The sequence below is a fragment of the Amycolatopsis speibonae genome (assembly GCF_042647925.1).
Taxonomy (GTDB): domain Bacteria; phylum Actinomycetota; class Actinomycetes; order Mycobacteriales; family Pseudonocardiaceae; genus Amycolatopsis; species Amycolatopsis speibonae.
This window is the reverse complement of the sequence record NZ_JBHRWK010000082.1, coordinates 1-20,607: the sequence shown is the minus strand read 5'-3', so window position 1 is coordinate 20,607 and position 20,607 is coordinate 1. Positions and strand designations below refer to the sequence as shown.

Genomic DNA, 20,607 nt, shown 5'->3' with positions numbered 1-20,607 from the left:
GGGTGATTCCCGAAGCCCCCACGAGGAGCAGGTCATGGACGAAGATAACAAGCTCAGCCGAAAGACTGTGCTGAAGGCCGCGCTCGCCGCGGGTGTCGTCGCCCCGGTCGCGCTGGTCGGCGGCCCCGCTCTCGCGCGCACCACCGTCGCGAGCGGCAAGACGCCCGAGCTGACCCCGGAATGTCACGACGGAGACGCCCCGACCATCGCGCAGACCGAAGGTCCTTATTTCAAGCCGAACTCTCCGGAGCGGACGTCGCTCGTCACCCCGGGCACGCAGGGCACGAGGCTCACCGTCTCCGGCTTCGTCTTCGGTCTCGCGTGCCAGCCGATCGCCCGGGCGCTGCTGGACTTCTGGCAGGCCGACGTCAATGGCAACTACGACAACTCGGGGTACACCTTCCGCGGTCACCAGTACACCGACGACCAGGGCAGGTTCTCGCTGAGCACGATCGTGCCCGGCCTGTACCCCGGCCGCACGCGGCACATCCACGTCAAGGTCCAGGCGCCCGGCAAGCCGATCCTGACCACGCAGCTCTACTTCCCCAACGAGCCGCGCAACAACACCGACACGATCTTCGACCCGCGGCTGCTGATGACCGTGCGGGACGCGGGCACGGCCAAGGAGGCCGCGTTCGACTTCGTGCTCAACGTGCGGCAGACGCCGACGTCGACCTCGAACCCGACCACCTCGAACCCGACCACCTCCAACCCGCCCACTTCGACCTCCAACCCGCCTGGCGGGACGACCTGGGCGGCGGGAACCGGCTATTCCGCGGGCGTCCGGGTCACCTACAGCGGCCGCGGCTATGTGTGCTTGCAGGCGCACACGGCTCAGCCCGGCTGGGAGCCGCCGAACACGCCCGCGTTGTGGCGCGCGGAGTGACGAGCAGCCGCTGCGGAGGGAGATAAACGCGGGTGGACTCCCGCCGCCGGGACCCACACTCCGGCGGCGGGGTCCACCCGCCTTCTCGTCTTGGGGTGGGGTTTTCCCCACCCCAAGTAGGAGCTTTGCTGCAGCGCGCCGACACCTCTCCTCGGACGATGATCGTCTTCGACATCGGAACGAAGGGGTGAACGGGTATGACGAAGAACCGGAAGCGCTGGGGAAGACGGGGTTTGGTGGTCGCCGCGGTGGTGGCGACGGGAGCGATGCTCGCGCCCGCGGCGAACGCGGCGGAGCAGGCCACGTCCTGGCGGGACCCGGTCCGGTCGCTGGACCTCGCGGCGCATCCGCTGCGGTCGACCGAACCCGGCCGGAACACCGCCGACCTGCGGGCCTTGGGCGCGATGATCGGCGGCGCGAAGGTGGTCGGTCTCGGTGAGGCCACGCACGGCTCGCACGAGTTCTTCGCCATGAAGGAGCGGGTGTTCCGATATCTCGTCGAGGAGAAGGGGTTCCGGGCGTTCGCGCTGGAGGCGAGCTGGTCGGCGGGTATGGAGATCGACGACTACGTCCAGACCGGCCGAGGTGACGCCCGCGAGATCCTGAAGCGGACGGTGGCCGGTTCCCCGTGGGACCGCGAGGAGTTCGTCAGCCTGATCCGGTGGATGCGCGACTACAACCGTGCCCACCCCGGCCGCACCGTGCACTTCGTCGGTGACGACCTCGGCGGGCCTTCGATCAACGACGCGTTCTTCGCCAGGATCACCGACTACGTGCGGCAGCATCATCCGGCGGCGCTGCCCCGGCTGAACCAGCTCTACACCGGTCTTCGCCCGATCGACGACCATCTCGCCTACCTCCGCAAACCGCTCGACGAACGGAAGCGGCTCGCCACCCAGGCGGAGCAGGCCTTCGAACTGGTCAAGGGGCTCACCGGCGCGGACGCCTACGGCTGGACCGAGCAGCACGCCCGGTTCGTCGCGCAGACCGCCCGCTTCCTCAGCGTCGACCTCTCGGATCCGAAGTCGCTGCCCGGCTTCCAGATCCTGCGGGACCAGGCGATGGCGCAGAACGTCGCCTGGTGGCAGCGGCGGACCGGGCACAAGGTCCTGCTCTCCGCGCACAACACCCACGTCGCCTACATCCCGGACAACCCGGCGATGTACCCGAAGACGCAGGGTGCCTTCCTTCGCGAGACGCTGGGCCGCGACTACCTGCCGATCGGCTTCAGCTTCGACCGGGGTTCCTTCCTGTCCAAGGACATCGCGATCGGCGGTGATTGGAAGTCGTTCTCCGTCCCGGCCGCGCCGCCCGGGTCGAACGAGCACACTCTCGACAAGGTTCGTTTCGAGGACTTCTACCTCGACTTCCGCACCGCGCCGCCCGCCGCGCGCGCCTGGCTGGACGCCGCCCGGCCCACCCGGACCATCGGCACGCTGTTCCCGGTCGACCCTGTGGCCATCTCTCTTGGGCGTTCCTACGACGCGGTCATCCACCTGCACGAGGTCCGCCAGTCCGATCTGAGAAGGTAGTGACGCTGCGCCCGTTTAGGGGTTTTTAACCTGGTTTGCCTGGCGTGCCGCGGCGATTCTCGGTAGTAGTCGAAGTGTCCGCTTTCGCGGCACCCCAGTTCCAGTACCCAGCGGAGGAAATCTCTGATGTTCAAACGGATGCTCAGCGCCTTCGGGGTCGGCGGCCCGTCCGTCGACACCGTGCTCGACTCGCCGCACGCCTTGCCCGGCGAGGTGATCACCGGCCAGGTCCGCATCCAGGGCGGTTCGAGCGACGCCCAGATCGAGGAGATCCTGCTTTCGCTGGTGACCAGGGTCGAGGTCGAGCGAGGCGACCACGAGCGCGCCGGGACCGCGGAGTTCCTGCGGGTCAGCGCGGGCCGCAAGGTGAAGGTGACGGCGGGGCAATTGACCACGGTGCCGTTCCAGATCGCTTTGCCGTGGGAGACGCCGATCAGCGCGGTCGGCGGCCGTGAGCTGCCGGGCATGGTCGTCGGCGTGCGGACCGAACTCGTCATCGCCGGCGCGCCGGACAAGGGCGACCTCGACCCGCTGCTGGTCGGGCCGCTCCAGGCGCAGGACCGGGTGCTGGAGGCCTTCGGCGAGCTGGGCTTCTCCTTCCGCAGCGCCGACGTCGAAGCCGGGCAGCTGCACGGTGTCCGGCAGGAACTCGGGTTCTTCCAGGAGATCGAGTTCTTCCCGCCCTCGCGCTACGCCGGTCGCGTCAACCAGGTGGAGCTGACCTTCGTCGCGAGCCCGGGTGAGCTGGTAGTGGTGCTGGAGGCCGACAAACGCGGCGGCATGTTCCGCTCCGGCGGCGACTCCTTCGGCCGCTTCCACGTCTCGCACGAGGAGGCCTTGCGTACCGACTGGACCGCGGCCATCGACGGCTGGCTGGCCAACGTCGCCGAATCCGGCGGCGGGCACGCCATGTTCGGCGGGCACCAGGGGCACCAGGAGCACTACGGCCACGATTACGACCACCACGGTCACCACGGCGGACACGGCAGGCGCGGCCCGGGTATGGGCGGCGTGGTCGCCGGTGCCGCGGCCGGCGTGGTCGGCGGCATGATCCTCGGCGAGGTCATGGAAGACGTCTTCGACGGCGGCGACGAGGGCTCCGAAGAGTGATCCGGACTCGTGAGTGGTGAGGACGGTTAGTGAGGGGTAAGGCAAACCTGGCGTGGTTGTGGACGGTGTCGGTGACTGTGCGCGATGCTGGGTCGTTGGCGTCGACTGTGTGGATTTTGGTGCGTTGGATGAGCAGAAATCCACACGGTCCCGTCGTGATCGGACCGGTCACGACGGTCGGACAGGGAGGGTGTGTGGAAATAGGGACGTTGAGCGTCCCTATTTCCACACGCCCTCACCCTGAGTGACGACACGCGTCCTCGCCGGACACGTCGACCCGACTCCTTTGCCCTACCCCTCGTTAGAACCGTCCTTGCCACTCACGAGGCCAACCGGGCTCAGATGTACCAGGTGGGTTCCGGCAGTTCGTTCAACAGCGCGTACGCACCGACCTCGCGGCGTTTGTAGGCCACCGGGTCGTGGAGCGAATGCGTGCGCAGGTTCCGCCAGAAGCGGTCGAGGCCGAATTTCGTGGCGCTCGCCCGGGCGCCGGTCAGCTCGAAGATCTTCGTGCCGATTTCGAGGCCGGTGTCGATCACGCGCTGCTTGGCGGCGGCGATGAGGACCGCGACCTCGCCGCGTGCCTCAGGCGTGAGATCTTCGCGCGGCGCGTGCAATACGGCCGAGATCGCCGCCCCGGCCTTGTCCACCAGCGCCTCGGCTGCCCACAGTTTCGACTGGAGATCACCGTAACCGTCGAGGATGTACCACTCTTCGCCGGAAGACGTCTTGTTGTCGCCGCCGTACGGCCACGCGCGGGTGTGCTCGCGGGTGTACGCCAGCGCGGTTTCCAGCGCGCCTTGGGCGATGCCCAGGTAGAAGTTGGTGAACACCAGCTGGATCGCCGGGACGTTGAGCGTGTTGTAGGTCAGTGGGTGGAACTTCTTGTCCACGTAACCCGCCGCACTCGCCCACGGGACCCGCACGCCGTTGATGGTCACGCTGCCCGATTCGGTGAGCCGCTGGCCGATGTTGTCCCAGTCGTCGTGGAAGACGATACCGTCCTGTTCGGACGGAACGATGGCGAAGACATGGTCCTCGGTGCCTTCGAGAACCCCTTCCAGCACGGTCAGATCGGAGACCTTGCTGCCGGTGGAGAACGACTTGTGTCCATTGTAGACGATCTCGTCGCCGTCCTCGGTGATCGTCAGATCGGAATCACGGGGGTTGACCGCGCCACCGAAGAAGAAATTGTTCCGCGTATACAGTTCTTCGACCGCGGCGACCTGTTCGTCGGTCGCCACCAGCCGGGCGGCCCAGGCCCAGAGATAGTGATAACCGAGCAACTGGCCGATCGAACCGTCGCCGCGCGCGACCTCGCGGGTCACGCGGTAGGCGGTCTCCCAGCTCTGGCCGCCACCGCCGTGCTCGACTGGACCGAGCAGCGTCACCAGGCCGGAATCCTTGAGCAGCCGGACTTCCGCGTGGGGCGTTTCGTTCTTGCGGTCGCGCTCGGCGGCGTTCACCGCGAGTTCGTCGGCGACGTCTTTCGCGGCGGCCAGCCATCCGGCGGCGGACCGGACCCTGTTCTCGGTCGTGGTCATGGGTGAATTCCGTTCTGTGCGAGGGCGAACGGGAATTCCGGGCAGGGCGGAGCGCCCGGAATTCCCGGGTGTTTTTCGAAGGTGGGCGGACACTGATTCAGGCCGTACAGCGCATGCGTCCGAGTAGAGCAGTGGCGCTACGGGGTGTCAACGAACGTCCGCGCTCTGAGACCGGGGTAATCTCCGGGCGTGCCGGATCACGTTGACCACATTCTCAGCCAGTGGGCGGTAGCCCGTCCCGACCTGGACGTCTCCCCGATGGCCGTCATCGGGCGGCTGACCAGACTGACCCGTGTGCTGGACGGCGAACTGCGCAAGACCTTCGCGCGGCACGATCTCGATCGGTCCTCGTTCGACGTGCTGGCCACCTTGCGCCGCGCCGGCACGCTGACCCCGGCCGACCTGATGCGTTCGGCGATGATCACCTCCGGCGCGGTCACCCAGCGGCTCGACCGCCTCGAAGAACGCGGCCTCGTGGTCCGCGCGCCCGACGAGACGAACGGCCGCCGCGTGCTGGTCGACCTCACCGAGCAGGGCCGCGAACTCATCGACCGGGCGCTGCCCGATCACGTCGACACGGAGCATCGGCTCCTGAGCGCGGTCAGCCCCGAGGAGCGGGACCAGCTGGCCGTCTTGCTGCGAAACCTGCTGCGGTCACTGGGAGACGTCGCCCTGGAGGACTGACCCTCGCCACTGTTTGACTTAGCGCTAAGCATCAAGTAGCTTAGCGCTAAGAGGTGCGCGGGTCGTCCCGTGTGCCGCCGATCTTCCTGGGGATGAAGCACCCCGCGGCCGGAAACGCCGGTCCCGCAGGGGCTTCTTCGTCATGCTCGTGAATCGAGAGAGAAATGGTCACCCGAACCGAAAGCGCGCGCTCGACCCTGAAGGGCTGGGCCGGGGTCGCCGCGATCACCGCCAGCCTGTTCGTCTTCCTCACCACCGAACTGATGCCCGTCGGCCTGCTCACACCGGTGAGTTCGAGTCTGGGCATCTCGGTGGGCGTCGCCGGCCTTATGGTCACGCTTTACGGCGTCTCGGCCGGGCTCGGCGTGCCGTTCATCGTCGCGTGGACGCGGCGGATCAACCGGCGCGTCCTGCTCTCCACCTTGCTCGCGATCCTGGCCGTCGGCAACCTGATCACCGCGCTCGCGCCGAGCTATCCGCTGGTACTGGCGACACGGCTCGTCATGGGCTTCGCCAACGGGGCGTTCTGGGCCATCGGCGTCGGCATGGCGATGCGGATCGTCCCGGACCGCCACGCGAACCGGGCGGCGGCGGTGGTGATGTCCGGTATCTCGATCGCCACGGTGCTGGGCATGCCGCTGGGCACCATCCTGGAAAGTCTCACCAGCTGGCAGACCACGTTCCTGATCTGGAGCGGGCTCAGTGTCCTGGTCTTCCTCGCCGTCGTCGTCCTGGTCCCGTCACTGCCGTCGGCGAACGCGGTTTCGGTACGGGAGGTCTTCGGCCTGCCGCGGGTGAACGTGCGCCTGCGTTCGGTCCTGATCACCGTGGTGCTGTTCGTACTCGGGCATTTCGGCGTCTACACCTTCATCCGTCCCTTCCTGGAAGGCACGTCCTCGGCGTCGGCCACCTTCATCACGGTGTGCCTGATCGTCTTCGGCGCCGGGGGAGCTGCGGGGAACTTCGTCGCCGGGTATTTCGTGGCGAGGAACGTGTTCGCGAGTTTCATGGTCGGTGCCGTCTCGCTCGTGGTGTCGCTGGTGTTGCTGCTCACCATCGGCCACGGACCGATCGGGGTGATGATCGCGCTGGCGCTCTGGGGGTTGTCCTACGGTGTCGTTCAGTTGAGCCAGCTCACCATGACGCGGAATTCCGCCCCCGAGACGTTCGAGGCCGCGATGTCGCTCAACACCCTGGCGTACAACACTTCCATCGCCCTCGGCGCGTTGTTCGCCGGACTGCTGGCGGACAACGCCGGCCTCACCAGTGTGGTGTGGTTCGGCGTGGTGCTGACCGCGGCGTCACTGCTCTTCACGGTCGGCACCCGCCGGGCCACGCCCTAGTGTCACCGGTCAGAACCAGTGCAGGCAGTGCGGTGGCCGCTCCCCACGGAAGAGGGCGTCGGCGACCGCGACCGCGGACGGGCGGTGAGCCCGGATGTGCCCGGCCCGGACGAGCGTGCTCGGGGCGGTGCCACCGAGGTAGATCGAGCCGAGGTCGCTCACGTCCAGGGACAGGTCCGGTTCCCGGTCCGTCGGGACGCAGTCCGCCTCGCCGTTCCGGACGGTCAGCAGGTGGCGGCCGTGCTCACCGAGCGCCGCGTCGGTGACGTCGAGGACGAGCTCACCGTCGGCGAACCAGCCGCGGGTGGTGAGCGCACGGGGGATGTCCAGCAGCCGTACCCACAGCCAGTCGGTGTCGCCGCCGACCTCGGCGGCGCGGAAGTCCTCCAGCTGCCACCGCAGCGGATGGTCGGGCGGGCACTGGTTGAACACGACCTGGGTGATCAGGTCGTGTTCGAGGAGGAACCGGGCCAGTGCGGTGGAGACCACGTCGTCCACGGCGATGGTCTCGTCGACGGTCAAGGTGCTCGGGGCGGTGTGCGAATAGCAGGCGTACCCGTCCGGGACACCCTCGGCGTCGCGGTGCAGGGCGATGTAGCGCGACGCCTCTGAGACCGGCGGCTGCCCCGCTCCCGCCGCCCACCAGCGGTGCGGCCGCGACAGCGCGCCGGGCCGTGCGCGGCGATACCGGTCGTAGACCTCTTCCAGGAGCCCGCCGCAGTCGGCCCGGCGCAGCAGTTCGATCGAACCGGAGGCCGTCCGGGGGACAGCGAAGGCGGCCTGGTGACGCTGCACCGTCAGCCGGTGGGTGTAGGTCGCCGGTCCGTAGCCGAACCGCCGGTAGATCAAGGCCTCCGAGGCCAGCAGCACGGAGAGGATCTCGCCCCGGGCCCGGAAGTCGGCGAACTGGCGCCGCATCATCGCGCTGAGCGCGCCGCGCCGCCGGTGCGTGGGCAGGACGCCGACGGCGGTCACCCCGGACGCCGGGACGACGATCTCGCCGGGAAGGGTGAGCTCGAAGGAGTACGCGGCGGCCGTGCCGACGGGCCGCCCGTCCTCGGCCGTGGCGAACAGGCCGCGGTCCAGTTCGAGCGCGGACCAGGTCTCGTCCGCGCTGACCGGGAAGCGGGCGAACGCGGCGAACAAGGTGTCGACGAAGGCGTCGCGGTCTTCGGCGGTCGTGGCACGGATCTTCATCGGCACAGTGCATTGCCGTTCCCGCGTGGCGTCAAGCGATTTGCGGCTCGCCGGCGCATAAGTCCCTACTTTTGTCGGATTTCCCGTCCGGTTTCCTGTGTTAATCGATGCTACCTATCGAAAAGCGCCCGAGTACCCAGACAATGGCGGTCAGGTGTCAGCCACGAAATAAATAGGTAGCCCACGCGACTTTCGTCGGTTTCCGGCTTCCCTTGGCACGACACAGAATCAGCGCGTTGGTCCCACTGACGCGGCCGGAATCCAGCCGCAGAAATGAGTCGGAACATGCGACTGCGCTCCCTCGTCCTGCTGGCCGGTACCGCCTTCATGGCGTTGCTCGGCTCGACCGCCCCCGCCGCGACCGCCGCCGAGCCCTCGGGCGTGCAGCCGATGATCATCGGAGGCCAGAACGCGCAGAGCGGTCCCTGGGCGGCCCGGCTGTTCGTGAACGGCCAGCAGAACTGCACTGCGACGATCATCGCGCCGCAGTACATCCTCACCGCCAAGCACTGTGTCGCCAGCAGCGGCAGCTACACCTTCCGGATCGGCAGCCTCGACCAGCAGAGCGGCGGCACCATGGCCACCGGGTCGACCATCACCCGTCACTCGGGCGCGGACCTCGCCATCGTCAAGCTGACCAGTTCGGTCAACGCCACCTACTCGCCGCTCGGCACCACGAGCAGCGTCGCGGTCGGCCAGAACGTCCAGGTCTACGGCTGGGGCGCGACCAGCCAGTGCGGTTCGGAGATCAACTGCCAGTCCCGCTACCTGAAGGTCGCCACCGTCCGGGTCAACTCGGTCGGCTGCAGCGACTACAGCGGCGGTGTCGCGGTCTGCGCGAACCGCGTCGACGGCATCACCGCCGGCGGCGACTCGGGCGGCCCGATGTTCTCCGGTGGCCGTCAGGTCGGCGTCGCGTCGACCAGTGACCGGTCGAACAACACCGCCTACACCAACATCACCCGCTACCGCAGCTGGATCCAGCAGGTCGCCGGCGTCTGAACCCGGTGAAAGCGGAGCCCTCCCCGGCGCGGTCGGGGAGGGCTCCTCGCCGTGGTGGGCAAATCACGAGCACGGCGACGAGAAAACCGCGCGGAGGCGTGAGTGGCGAAGGGGACCCTAAGCCCGGCCGTGAGCACGGCAAAGAGGGAACGTATTTGTCAATTGACACTCAACGCTGGGCCGATTGACGCGATAATGTGGCGTTCGGTGCCGGTGGGCCGGCGCCGTGGACCTTGGGAGGGGGCCAGTGGCGCAACCGACGCAGGCTCTCGACCGCACGATCGTCGTCGTGGACGTCGTGGGGTTCACCGCCCCGGACCGTAACCCGCTCGATCGGCTCGCCGTGCGCCAAGGCATGTACGAGGTGCTGAAGACGGCTTTCGCCGAATGCGACGTCGACTTCGATTCCTGCGCCCGCGAAGATCGCGGCGACGGAGCGCTGTTCCTGCTTCCGCTGGGAACGACCAAAAGCCAGATCGCCGACCGGTTGCCGGATCGCATCGCGGTCGCCCTCCGTCGCTACAACCACACGCGGACCCCGCAGGCGCAGATGCGGTTACGGGTGAGTCTCAACTCGGGTGAGGTGCTGAACGACGGAAACGGCTGGGTCGGCGTCGCGGTCGACACCGCCTTCCGCATTCTGGACGCGCAACTGGCGAAGGACGCTTTCGCGGAATCCGGCCGGACGATCGCGGTCATCACTTCGCAGCGTTTCTTCACCGATGTCATCGAGCAGGACCCGGGCCTGTTGCCCGAGTTGTACAGTCCGATACCGGTTTCGGTGAAGACTTTCACCGGAACGGCTTATTTACGGTTACACGGAGAAGTCCTCGCGCCGATCACGAAACCGCCCCCACTCGTGGTCGAGGCCGCCGAGGACCTGATCATCGCCGATCTGGACAGTGCGCTTCTGGAATTGATCCCCCGCAAGGATCTGGCGGGCCTGCATCACCATCTGACCCGGATGGAGGTACCGCACCTGGCCGTGATGATGAGCCGGGCGCTGGGGCCGGCCGTTCCGCTGCCCAGACTTGAGGGCATCAGAGACGCGTGGGGCGCTTTCCAGCTGCTCACCGATTTCAACGCCGGACCGGACGGGATCCCACCGGCGGTGACGTTCCTGCGGTTGCTCGCCGAACACATGGAAGGCGAGCAGGGCACCGTCGTCGCGGGCTGGATCGCGGACCAGGCCCGAGCGCTCCGGCTCGGTCCCGCTCTCGGGTACCAGCGGGAGAGCAGGCCGCCCATTCCGGAGCGCCCCCATTTGCATTTGATCATCATGCTCGAACCGGTTTCCGGCGACCCGACGCGATGCACTCTCGCATTCTGGCGACAGGATGACCCGGAAGTATGGCCGCCGGCGCTCGGCGGAGTGCGCGAAATCGGCATCGAAGAGGTCGAGTTCAGGGTCGATGACGTCATCCTGGAGACTGAGGCCTTCTGGTCCGGTCAGACCATGTCCGCGTCGGTGGAATTCCTGCTGCCGAGGACGTTGATCAATTTGCCCGTGCAGCGGTGGGCGAAGGAACACGACACCGGCCAGCCCCAGCCGCTGCGCTACGGATACCGGCTCGGAATACGGTCGTTGGAGAGGATGCGGGCGAAGCATTGGCATCGCGCATGGAACGTTCGCTGGGACTCGATGGTGAAGGACCCGTCCGCCGACAGGTTGCACTATTCCGGATGCGCGGAGTCCGAGGATCACCCGATCGACGCAATCCTGAGCAACGAGCACTGGATCGGGCTCGTCTTGGCGAATCCCCCGTCGCCCCGGGTGGAACCGGGCTCCGCACCGGACGAGTTGACGAGTGCCCTGCGCAGTGGGCTGCCGGTGGTGCTGTGGCATCCGGACGTCGAGCCGGAGAAGCTGCGCGAGTTGCTCGACTGGGTATTGTCCGCGGAGAGCGGTTTTATCGAACTTCCGGATCGCCGCAAACTGGCGAATTCGGGTGCGGCCGTACCGTTCAAGAATTTTCTGGCTCACGATCTGGTGGTAATGTGGGACGACCCGAAACGGGTAATCGTTCTGGACCAGCCGTTGATCCCGACTCGACTGTAAGGGGATGCCGCGGATGAGCGGGATCGATCAGGACGCGACCGCGAACGGCCGGACGCCGCAACCCGATGCACCCGATTGGTGGATCTACCGGGGGACCGGAATGCCGATCCACGACATCGACCTCGCGCAACTCCTGCCCGCGCCGCCGCCTTGGCGTTCCTATCGGGGTGACCCGCCGCCGGAGCACGACGTGCCGCCGCCGGACGACGGTGAAGCGGAGCGCCGTCTCGGCACCGCGTTCACGCTTTCCGAGCTGGATACCGACGCCGACGAACTGAACATGATCAACGCCGCGCTCTATCTGCGGCGGCCGCTGCTGGTCACGGGGAATCCGGGGACCGGGAAGTCCAGCCTCGCGTACCGGATCGCCAGGGAACTGGGGCTGGGCAGGGTGCTGCGCTGGGCGATCACCAGTAACACCGAGCTGAGCTCCGGGTTGTACGGCTATGACGCGATCGGCCGGGTCCAGGCCGCGGCGACGACACAGGCTCAACTCGGCGGTGAGGCCGAGGAACCGCCGGTCGGTGATTTCGTGCGGCTCGGCCCGCTGGGCACCGCTTTCCTGCCCGGTAAGTTGCCGCGGGTGCTGTTGATCGACGAGCTGGACAAATCCGAGGCGGATCTGCCCAACGATCTGCTGTCGATCTTCGAGGACGGCGAATTCACCGTCGACGAATTGGCCCGGGTGCGCAACCGGCATCCCGAAGTCACCGTGCACACGGCCGACCCGGAGCGCGCCGCCGTCGTCCGTGACGGCCGGATCGCCTGCCGCGCCTTCCCGATCGTCATCATGACCAGCAACGGCGAGCGGGAGTTCCCGCCCGCCTTCCTTCGCCGCTGCCTGCAGTTGCGGATCGAGAACCCGGACGAGGATCAGCTCGCGGCGATCGTGGCCAGTCATCTGGTCGGCGAGGACGGCGAATACCGGGACAAGCTCATCCGCGAGTTCGCCGAACGGAGCAAGGCGGAAGGCGGCCTTCCGACAGACAGGCTGCTCGACGCCGTCTATCTGGCGACGTCGGGCGCGTACCAGCCGGATCAGGAGGCCTGGCCGCGGCTGGTGGACTCCCTTTGGCAACGACTGACGGTGCGGTGACATGGCCGGGCCGGGCGATACTTCCGACTCGCGTTCCGCTCCGGTGGCGGAGCGGCGGAGGGCCGGTTTTCCCCAGGCGGCAAAGCGGTTCGAATTCGAGGACCTGAACTGGACCGACGTCGCGGACATCGTTTGGCTGGCCGCGGCCATCGCGCCGCGCCGGGCGAGCACGGAGCCTGCCCCCGCCGAGGAGCCGCCGGCCGAGGATGTCCGGATCCGTAACGCACTCCCCGAACGCGGGGAAATCCCCGAACCTCCCGAGCCGCGGCCGTCCACGATGCGAGACGCTCCTCAGCCGGTCGAGAAGGACGTCGAGGACGAGATCGGGGCTGTCGAGATCGAGGCCGTGCCGGGTGAGCTGCCCGAACCCGCGGTGGACGGCACGGGGCCGGGTGGAGCCGTCATTCTCGAGTCGCTGGCGTATTTCCGTGCACTGAAAACCTTGAAACGGGAGAGGGCCTCGCGGCGACACAACAATGTGGTCCTGGACGAAGTGGCGACCGCCGTCCGGGCCGCGGAGACCGGGCGGTGGTGGCCTGTCACCCGATCGAAACGAGAGCGCTGGCTGGACCTGACGCTCGTTCTCGACAACGGTCCGTCGATGGCGCTGTGGCGGCCGCGGGTGTCGGCGTTTGTCGAATTACTCCGGCAGGTGGGTGCTTTCCGAACCATTCAGGTCCGCCTGTTGGAAACCGCGAAGGACAATGATCAGGAGGATCTCGTTCTTCGGGGTGGTACGGCCGGTGCCCCCGCCCGCGACCCGGACGAGATCCTGGATTCGTCGGGACGGCGGGTGGTATTGCTGCTCACCGATGGTGTCGGGGATGCCTGGCAAAAGAAAGACGCGCTTTATCCGGTGTTGGCACGGTGGGGTGCGAAGATGCCGGTCAGCATCGTGCACCTGCTTCCGCAATGGCTGTGGGGCCGCTGCGGCATGAGCCCGCACAAGGCCCGGTTGCGGGTCCCGAACGCGTTGGCGCCCAACGGTCGATGGGTGTGCGACCTCGCTGACGCCTGGCTCGAACCCGGCTCGAAAGTGCCCGACCACATCGTGCCGGTGCCGGTGCTCGAACTGCGGCCGCAGGCGCTGGGATGGTGGGCCGGACTGATGACCGGCGAAAACGACGCCGCCGCCGAAGGAACGGTCGTGCTCACCACGGAACGGATTTCCCAGTCCGATTCCGATGACCCGTCAGTAACTTTGTCACCCGCCGAAAGAGTGCACAGATTTCGCAGTGTCGCGTCGCCTCCAGCGCTACGCTTGGCACAGTTACTCGCGGCGGTGCCGGTCCGTCTCGACGTGGCGAAGCTGGTGGGACAACGGTTCGTACCGGAAGCGAGACTGGAGCACCTCCTCGAACTTCTGCTGTCGGGGATCATGTACGCTCCCGGACTCAGGGAGGGGAAGTCCACTTGGGACACAGGTGGGGTCTTCGCTTTTCCCGAGGCAGTCCGGGAATTGCTGCTCAGTGGCGCGCGGCGGTCGGAAACGGCCAAGGTCGTCCGGGTGGCCGCCACCCATTTCGGTGGCCGGATTCCGCTGCTCGGTCACCTCCGAGACGCCATCGCCGACCCGAACAACACGCCGGATCCTGTGCTCACCCTAGAGTCCTCGGCCGATGTGGAACTGGAGAGCGCGCTCATGCGGGCGCTCTCCGGCCCGTACCTGTCCCGGGCCGATCGGCTGCGGAACGCGGTACAAGACCCAGACCCCGTCGTACCCGTGTCTGAATCAATGCAGACATCCACCAAGACTGCGAGTCCAAACATGCCTGAGACGGCCGAACGTCCACCTGCTTTGACACCGGCGACGCAGGGACGCTCGTCCTACCTCGGTGAACCCGAAGCGAACGAGCCGACGACCAGGATCGTTCATCCTTCGGCGTCGGACACCACCCGGAGCTTCCCCGCCCGCCAGCCCGAGGATCCGCCACTGGTTTTCGGGAACGTCCCGCCGCGCAACCCGAACTTCACCGGACGTGACGAGCTGCTGGACCAGCTCACCAAACGGTTGAGCAGCGGTACCACCGCGGTGCTCCCGTCCGCGCTGCACGGTCTCGGCGGTATCGGCAAGACCCAGATGGCCGCCGAGTACATCTATCGGCATCTGCAGGACTACGACCTGGTCTGGTGGATCGACGCCGCGCACACCACCCAGATCCGCGCCGGCCTCACCGAACTCGCCGGCCTTCTCGGCCTTCAAGGCGCGTCCGAGGCGAACATCGCCGTTCCCGCGGTGATCGAGGCGCTCCGCACCGGACGGCCTTTCCGCCGCTGGCTGCTGGTCTTCGACGCCGCGGAAAGCCCGGAGACCGTGCTGCCGTTCTTCCCGCGCAACGGTCCCGGTGAAATCCTGATCACCTCACGGAACTCCGACTGGGCAGGCATCGCGCGCCCGTTGGAGCTGGCGGTGTTCAAACGCGACGAAAGCGTCGAACTGCTCGGCCGCCGAGGCCCCGAGATCGACCCGGCTGACGCCGACCAGCTCGCCGAGAAACTCGGAGACCTGCCGTTGGCCGTCGAGCAGGCTGCGGCCTGGCGCGCGGTGACCGGGATGCCGGTGCAGGAGTATCTGCGCCTGTTCGACGAGTCGGTCGAGGAAATCCTCGACACCGCCACAGCCCCCGACTACGAGGTTTCCGTCGCCGCGGCGTGGAACGTTTCCTTCGAGGAACTGAAGACCCGCAACCCGGCGGCACACCAGATCCTGCACATCTGCGCCTTCTTCTCCCCGGAACCGATCTCGCGTGATCTGCTCACCGGGGTCAGCCGGGTGTCGATCTCCCCGGAACTGGACGCCGCGCTGCGCGACCCGATCAAACTGGCGCGCGCCATCCGCGACATCAACCGGTACGGCCTCGCGAAGATCGACCACGGCAACAACACCCTCCAGCTGCACCGTCTGGTCCAGCTGGTCCTGCGCAACCGGGTCATGGCCCGGCAGGTGCACGCGCGGATGCAGCACGGCGCCCATCAGTTGCTCGCCGCGCTGGACCCGAACGACCCCGAATCCAGCAGGCACTGGTCGCGCTATCGCGAACTCCTGCCGCACGCCTACGCGGCGAATGTGCTGGCCTGCGACGACGACTGGCCGCGTCAGCTCCACATCAACCTGATGCGTTATCTCTTCGAGTACGGCGATCACGAAGAGGCGGCCCGGCTCGGCCTCGAAGCGCGGAAGGTGCTCACCGAGACCCTCGGCCCCACGCATCCGCAGACACTCGAAGTGTCGTCGAGGCTCGGTCTCTACCTGTGGGCGATCGGCCGCTACTCCGAAGCAGCGGAACTCAACCAGCGCACTCTCGCGCTGCGTCTTCAGATCTCCGGCGAGGAGAACGAGGAGACTTTCGCGCTCCAACGGAACATCACGATAGATCTCCGCGCCCAGGGCGACTTCGCGGCGGCGACCAAACTGAGCGAAGAGATCTTTCACAAGGCCAAGCGCATGTTCGGCGAAGACGACCCGGAGACGCTCAACGCCGCGTACCAGCACGCCATCAGTCTCCGGCTGGCCGGTGCCTACCGGGAGGCCGCGGAACTGGACCAGGACACCCTCCGTCGGCGGATCGAGGTCCTCGGTCGCGACCACGTCCGCACCTTCGGTGTCAACAGTGCGCTGAACGGGGATCTGCGCGAGGCAGGGGAGTACGGCCAGGCTCGAGTCCAGCAGGAAAGGCTCACGGAGAACTTTTACGCACGCTTCGGTTCGGACCAGTCGGACGCGGTGGGCAACACGTTCATTCTTTCGATCAGCAGGCGGAAGGACGGCGACCACCCGGGTGCGCTCAGCCTGTCCACGGACGCCCTCAAGAGATTCCGGATCGTCTACGGCGACGATCATGCCAACACGATGGCCTGTGCTCTCGCCCATTCGATCGACCTCCGTCACTCGGGCGATCTGACGTCTGCCAAGAAGCTGGGTGAGGAAACGTTCGAGCGGTACCGGAGTGGCCTCGGCGAGCATCATCCGCACACCCTCGCGGCCAACGCCGACCTCGCGGTGACGTTGCGGCTCATGGGTGACCCCGCTGCCGCCCGGGCTCTCGACGAGCGAGCGCTCGAGCAGTTCCGTGCCACCATCGGCCCGGATCATCCCTACGCCGTCGTCGTCACGATCAACCTGGCGAGCGATCTCGCGGCATTGGGCGAATTCACCCAAGCGGTCGAACTGGGGCGGGACGCGGTCGAGCGTGGCAAGCAGGTGCTCGGTGAGGACCACCCCACCGTTCTCGCGGCGACCTTCAACCTCGGGCTGGATCTGGTCGCTCTCGGCCGGGACGAAGAGGCGGCGCCGTTCCGCGACCCGATTCTGGTGAAGTACCGCCAGATTCTCGGCGAGGCCCACCCGGGAACGCAGGCCGCGGGCCGCGGTGCCCGCGCCGACTGCGACATCGACCCGATGCTGATGTAGGTCAGCCCGGCACGAGTTGCCCGATCCACGAGGCGAGCTGTTCCACGGTCGGTGGCCGGGGGACGTCTCTCAGGCGCCGGTGCACGGCACGGACGAGTTCGGGACAGTGCAACAGGGCACGGGCCGCGGGATGGGGGCCTCGCGCGCACAACGCGAGGCCCAGCCCGACCAAAGAAGCGGGGCGGTCCGGATCCGCCACGAGCTCTTGCCGGTAGCCCTTGATGGCTTCCACGAAATCACCACCGGTGTAAGCGAAATCCGCGGTGGTGGCCCCGGGAACCGCCGGTGATCGTCCGTCCGGCGACACCGGCGTGTCCCCGATCGCCAGCCGGACCAGGTCCATCCGGGCGTGGGACCAGCCGCCGTCCGGTACCGGCGTCGGGGGAAGATCGGTCGCGTCGAGGGTGGCGGGTGGTCTCGGCCGCCCGCCGAGCCAGGCGGCCGCCAGTTCGGCCACCACAGACGGGTCCGGGCGCAGGTGACGGACGCGCCAGCCCGCGAGGTGATCCCGGCGGGCGGCCGCGGCCAGAGTGCTCGCCTCAGCCGGAACGGGCTCGTCTCGCCAGGGGCCGAGGCGTTCGGCGATGTCGCCGAGGAATCGCCGCCCGGCGACGGTCAAGGTCGAGTCCGCACGCAGGACCTGCAGGGTGCGCCACGTCTGCTCACGCCAGTACGCGAATTCGAAGCCTGAGCGCCGAGGACTACGGCCGACCCGACTCAGCGCGCGCCAAAAAGCGGTGACCCCGAAGTAGGCGAACACGCCCTGCAAAGCGCCGTTCAAGGGCCGCGGATCATCGCGCCAAGCCACGTAGATCCGTTCCCGCGGATCCGGCTCGTACAGTTCGACGAGGTGCAGCAGGCCGCCGAGCACGATGTGCTGGAACTCGTGGATCAAGGTCTCGGCCAAGGACGCGCCGTCGGCGGGCAGCCCGACCACCGCGCTGCCGAAGGCCTCTCCGGTCGACGCGCTCGGATTCCGGAAGAGCACCTGAGGTTTCGGAACCAGCGAAGCCAATCCCACCGGCATGATGCGGGCCAAGCCGGGCAGATGGGCGGCGATCAGACGGCAGGCCTCGTCGATCAGCCGTTGCCAATCCGCCAGATCCTTCCCGGGCAGCCGTTCCGGTGGGACCGGTTCGTAGAGCCCGCGATAAGGATCGAGGTCGTCGAGCCACAACGAAAACCGGTGTGCCCCGACCTGGCTCCGCACCCGCCGGATTCCCCACCAGCCGGGAGCATCGGAGTCGAGGGCGTTCGGCAGACGGACCGTCGTTTCGGCGTTCGACACGAAGTAGCTGCCGCTCACTCCTCGTACGACGACCGGAGAAAACGGTTCGGCTCCGGGAAATCTCGCCATGCCCAGTGAGGGAAGTATGGCGTTTCCGTGCCAAGCCGGGATGACGGTTTCGAAATCCAGTTCCGCCCGGATCGCCGCGGCCGCCGCGATCGCGTGCGCGTGCCCCAAGTGCATCCACAAAGGCCCGACACCGTCGATTCCGTTCCGCATCAACCGGGTCGTATAACCGGCCCAGCTTCCGGTGTACGGATTCGTGAGCATCCGGTTCACGGCCCGGGGTGCTCTTGCTTCGGCACGTGCAAGGAGCTCCCAGGCGGAATCCAGCGGAGGCAGTGGACCCGAGTGATCCGGTGTCTTCGCTGCCTCGGTCAGCAACGTGTGGATCAACAGCTTGCGCCGGCTCCGCTCGGCCCGTCGCAGACGGCGTGCCATGTCCTCGTCGCCGTCAAGGCGTGCGAGTGCGTCGAAGTCTCGCCACGACAAGCGGTGGAACGCGGGACGAGACCCGGCTGATGGCGGCATCAGTCGATCCGTTCGCCACCCCCGGTGCCGGCGCTTCTATAGCGGGCGCGGACATGGGTGGTGCGTTCGACGACGTGGCGTGCCGAATGGCGGAAAGCTTCGCTGTCCAGCTCACGCAACGCGCTGAAGGAGACGTCGTCGAGATCGATCAACGCCGATTCGATGTCCGGTTCCGTGCTTGCCGAGAAAGAACTCATCGTGCCGATTCCCTCCACCCCGTGAAACGGTTGCGAGAGTTGAACCTCGACAAGGATAGCCGAGATTTCGTGACCTATCAGGCCTTGTCGTCCGGCGGGGGTCGTCCGGCGGCCAATTCCCGTAGTGCGCGAGGGCGGGTGATGGTGACGCGCTGGCGGGCCGTGCGCACCACCCCGAGCCGCCGGAGCTCTTCGAGACCCCGGATCAGGGTGCTGCGCGAGACCCGGGCGAAGCCGGCCAATTCCCCTTGGTTGAAGCGGAGATCGACCTGTTTCTCGTCGGTCCAGTCGAGGGCGTGCTGCAGTGCGAGTTCCAGGAGGACCGCGGCGAGGCGTTGCGGGAAGTCCGGTCCGCCGGACTCGAGACGCAGCCTGTCCGATTGTTGCAGCCGGATCGCCGCGGTCCGGAAGATCTCCTCGGCGATCCGGGGCCGGTCGCGCAGCACGGCGAGGAATTTCTCTCTCGGCACGACGAGGGTGTGCACCTCGTCGATCGCGGACATCGTGGCGGAGCGGGGGAGTCCGCTGATCGGGGCCAGCTCACCGACGATTTCCGCGGGGCCGCGGGCGGCGAGCGGGGCGTCCTCGCCGCGATAGTTGGTGGCGCTGATCTTCACCCAGCCGTGCAGGACGACGAACATGCTGGTGGGCGGACTGCCTTGGAGGGCGAGGATCTGGCCCGGTTCCCACACCTTCAGATGTCCCGCGCTCCGGAGAGCGGACTGCTCCGCCGGGGTCAGCCGCCGCCAGGCTCCGAGGTCCCCGTGCTCACCCGCGGCGGGACCGGTCATCCTGGCCCTCCGGTTCCCCGGGAGCCGGTTCGGCGCTGTGTTCTTTTTCGGCGCTGTGTTCCATATGACGCATCAGCCACTCCCCCGACTCGTCAGCATGGTCAGTGGGCAGAACGACCCGGAAAGTTTCGAACCGCAACCGGTAATTGTGCCAGGCAAGAGGTGACTTCACCAGGCCTCGGGCCGGCGACGGGGGAGGGGTGTCATGCGCAGTGCCGAAAGTGTCATGGGACGGCCGAAGGATCACCGCCATGTGCCGGCCGAGGAGAATCCTCGGACGCCCAAGGCGTTCGGGCGAAGACCGGTCTTCTTCGCGCCGCACCCGCCGCTGATGTCCGGCGGGTGGTATCAGGGTGCCGATCACGAGGTCCTCGGCCCGGGTCGCTACCCGGTTCCCCGTCCGCCCGCCAAATCGGCGAAGACGGCGTTGTTGTGGGTTCTCTTCCTGGGGCCCTTGGGGTTTTGCTACGTGTCGCCCGTCGGCGGGCTGATCGCGACGGCGGTGTCGGTCACGGCGATCACCTTCGGCGGGGTGCCGTTGGTGGCCGTGATCTGGCCGGTCGTCATGGTGCTCGCGCTGGCGGGCGTGTCCGGGCGGGCCGAGAAGGGGAAGTAGAAGACGTCCGGCCGGTGCGGGCCGGGTGAACCGGGGTGGGGGACGCTCAAGGGGGGCGGCTCCCACCCTGGCTTTTGGCGCCAGCCGCTTTGGGCACCATCCAAACCTCTCGTGAGTGGTAGGGGCGGTTCTGGCGGACCGGTGTTTGCCTACCCGCTGGGATCCGGTGTCTTTGTGGTGGACGGAAGGTGTGACGGGGGAAGATTTCGGACGTTCAGGGCGCGCCGATAATCAACTCGCTGGTTTGATCTTCGTTGGTGGGGTGATGCCGGTGTTGATGGCGTGGTTGGTGAGGTCTGTAAGGGTGCGGATGTGTGTGC

At 67.3% G+C, this 20,607-nt stretch carries 15 protein-coding genes; 10 read left to right on the top strand and 5 right to left on the bottom strand.

The window, feature by feature from the left end; all coding sequences use genetic code 11:
- Window positions 1–34 precede the first annotated feature (34 nt).
- The 3 genes from ACFOSH_RS37820 (at window position 35) to ACFOSH_RS37810 (ending at window position 3,528) form a co-directional block, all read left to right on the top strand.
- A complete protein-coding gene (locus tag ACFOSH_RS37820; RefSeq protein ID WP_378245465.1) occupies window positions 35–886 on the top strand; it encodes a dioxygenase family protein in 852 nt (283 codons plus the stop codon).
- Window positions 887–1,083: 197 nt separating this feature from the next.
- Window positions 1,084–2,418 carry an erythromycin esterase family protein gene (locus tag ACFOSH_RS37815; RefSeq protein WP_378245463.1) on the top strand — a complete coding sequence of 445 codons (1,335 nt, stop codon included), beginning with the start codon at window positions 1,084–1,086 and terminating at the stop codon, window positions 2,416–2,418.
- 126 nt (window positions 2,419–2,544) lie between these two features.
- Entirely contained in the window at window positions 2,545–3,528 is a 984-nt protein-coding gene (locus tag ACFOSH_RS37810; protein ID WP_378245461.1) for a sporulation protein, read from the top strand.
- Window positions 3,529–3,866: 338 nt separating this feature from the next.
- On the opposite strand, the gene ACFOSH_RS37805 is transcribed toward ACFOSH_RS37810, so the two are convergent.
- Window positions 3,867–5,072, bottom strand: a complete 1,206-nt coding sequence (locus tag ACFOSH_RS37805) for an acyl-CoA dehydrogenase family protein (protein ID WP_378245459.1) — start codon at window positions 5,070–5,072, stop codon at window positions 3,867–3,869.
- Window positions 5,073–5,261: 189 nt separating this feature from the next.
- On the opposite strand from ACFOSH_RS37805, the gene ACFOSH_RS37800 reads away from it, so the two are divergent.
- Complete coding sequence (locus ACFOSH_RS37800) at window positions 5,262–5,756, top strand: MarR family winged helix-turn-helix transcriptional regulator (protein ID WP_378245457.1); 495 nt, start codon at window positions 5,262–5,264, stop codon at window positions 5,754–5,756.
- Window positions 5,757–5,920: 164 nt separating this feature from the next.
- The gene (locus ACFOSH_RS37795; RefSeq protein WP_378245455.1) at window positions 5,921–7,099 is read left to right on the top strand and encodes an MFS transporter; all 1,179 of its coding nucleotides are present in this window, start codon (window positions 5,921–5,923) and stop codon (window positions 7,097–7,099) included.
- A 9-nt stretch (window positions 7,100–7,108) separates the two neighbouring features.
- Here the strand turns inward: ACFOSH_RS37795 and ACFOSH_RS37790 are convergent, their stop codons facing one another.
- Window positions 7,109–8,296, bottom strand: coding sequence for a GNAT family N-acetyltransferase (locus ACFOSH_RS37790; RefSeq protein WP_378245453.1), 1,188 nt, complete (start codon window positions 8,294–8,296; stop codon window positions 7,109–7,111).
- Between the two features lie 285 nt (window positions 8,297–8,581).
- Between ACFOSH_RS37790 and ACFOSH_RS37785 the strand changes: the two genes are divergently transcribed.
- The 4 genes from ACFOSH_RS37785 to fxsT all read left to right on the top strand — a co-directional run bounded on the left by ACFOSH_RS37785 (window position 8,582) and on the right by fxsT (window position 16,864).
- A complete protein-coding gene (locus ACFOSH_RS37785) occupies window positions 8,582–9,298 on the top strand; it encodes a S1 family peptidase (protein ID WP_378245451.1) in 717 nt (238 codons plus the stop codon).
- A 247-nt stretch (window positions 9,299–9,545) separates the two neighbouring features.
- Window positions 9,546–11,357, top strand: coding sequence for a VMAP-C domain-containing protein (locus ACFOSH_RS37780; protein WP_378245449.1), 1,812 nt, complete (start codon window positions 9,546–9,548; stop codon window positions 11,355–11,357).
- A gap of 13 nt (window positions 11,358–11,370) precedes the next feature.
- Window positions 11,371–12,453 (top strand): AAA family ATPase, encoded by a 1,083-nt coding sequence (locus ACFOSH_RS37775; RefSeq protein WP_378245448.1) that lies wholly within the window; start codon window positions 11,371–11,373, stop codon window positions 12,451–12,453.
- A gap of 1 nt (window position 12,454) precedes the next feature.
- Window positions 12,455–16,864 carry an FxSxx-COOH system tetratricopeptide repeat protein gene (fxsT, locus tag ACFOSH_RS37770; RefSeq protein WP_378245447.1) on the top strand — a complete coding sequence of 1,470 codons (4,410 nt, stop codon included), beginning with the start codon at window positions 12,455–12,457 and terminating at the stop codon, window positions 16,862–16,864.
- Window position 16,865: 1 nt separating this feature from the next.
- Here the strand turns inward: fxsT and ACFOSH_RS37765 are convergent, their stop codons facing one another.
- The 3 genes from ACFOSH_RS37765 to ACFOSH_RS37755 all read right to left on the bottom strand — a co-directional run bounded on the left by ACFOSH_RS37765 (window position 16,866) and on the right by ACFOSH_RS37755 (window position 19,671).
- Window positions 16,866–18,371: an aKG-HExxH-type peptide beta-hydroxylase gene (locus tag ACFOSH_RS37765; RefSeq protein ID WP_378245445.1), complete on the bottom strand. Its 1,506-nt coding sequence runs from the start codon at window positions 18,369–18,371 to the stop codon at window positions 16,866–16,868.
- Between the two features lie 311 nt (window positions 18,372–18,682).
- A complete protein-coding gene (locus ACFOSH_RS37760) occupies window positions 18,683–18,880 on the bottom strand; it encodes a hypothetical protein (protein WP_378245443.1) in 198 nt (65 codons plus the stop codon).
- 77 nt (window positions 18,881–18,957) lie between these two features.
- Complete coding sequence (locus tag ACFOSH_RS37755; protein WP_378245441.1) at window positions 18,958–19,671, bottom strand: Crp/Fnr family transcriptional regulator; 714 nt, start codon at window positions 19,669–19,671, stop codon at window positions 18,958–18,960.
- Window positions 19,672–19,876: 205 nt separating this feature from the next.
- Between ACFOSH_RS37755 and ACFOSH_RS37750 the strand changes: the two genes are divergently transcribed.
- Complete coding sequence (locus tag ACFOSH_RS37750) at window positions 19,877–20,287, top strand: hypothetical protein (protein WP_378245439.1); 411 nt, start codon at window positions 19,877–19,879, stop codon at window positions 20,285–20,287.
- Window positions 20,288–20,607 lie beyond the last annotated feature (320 nt).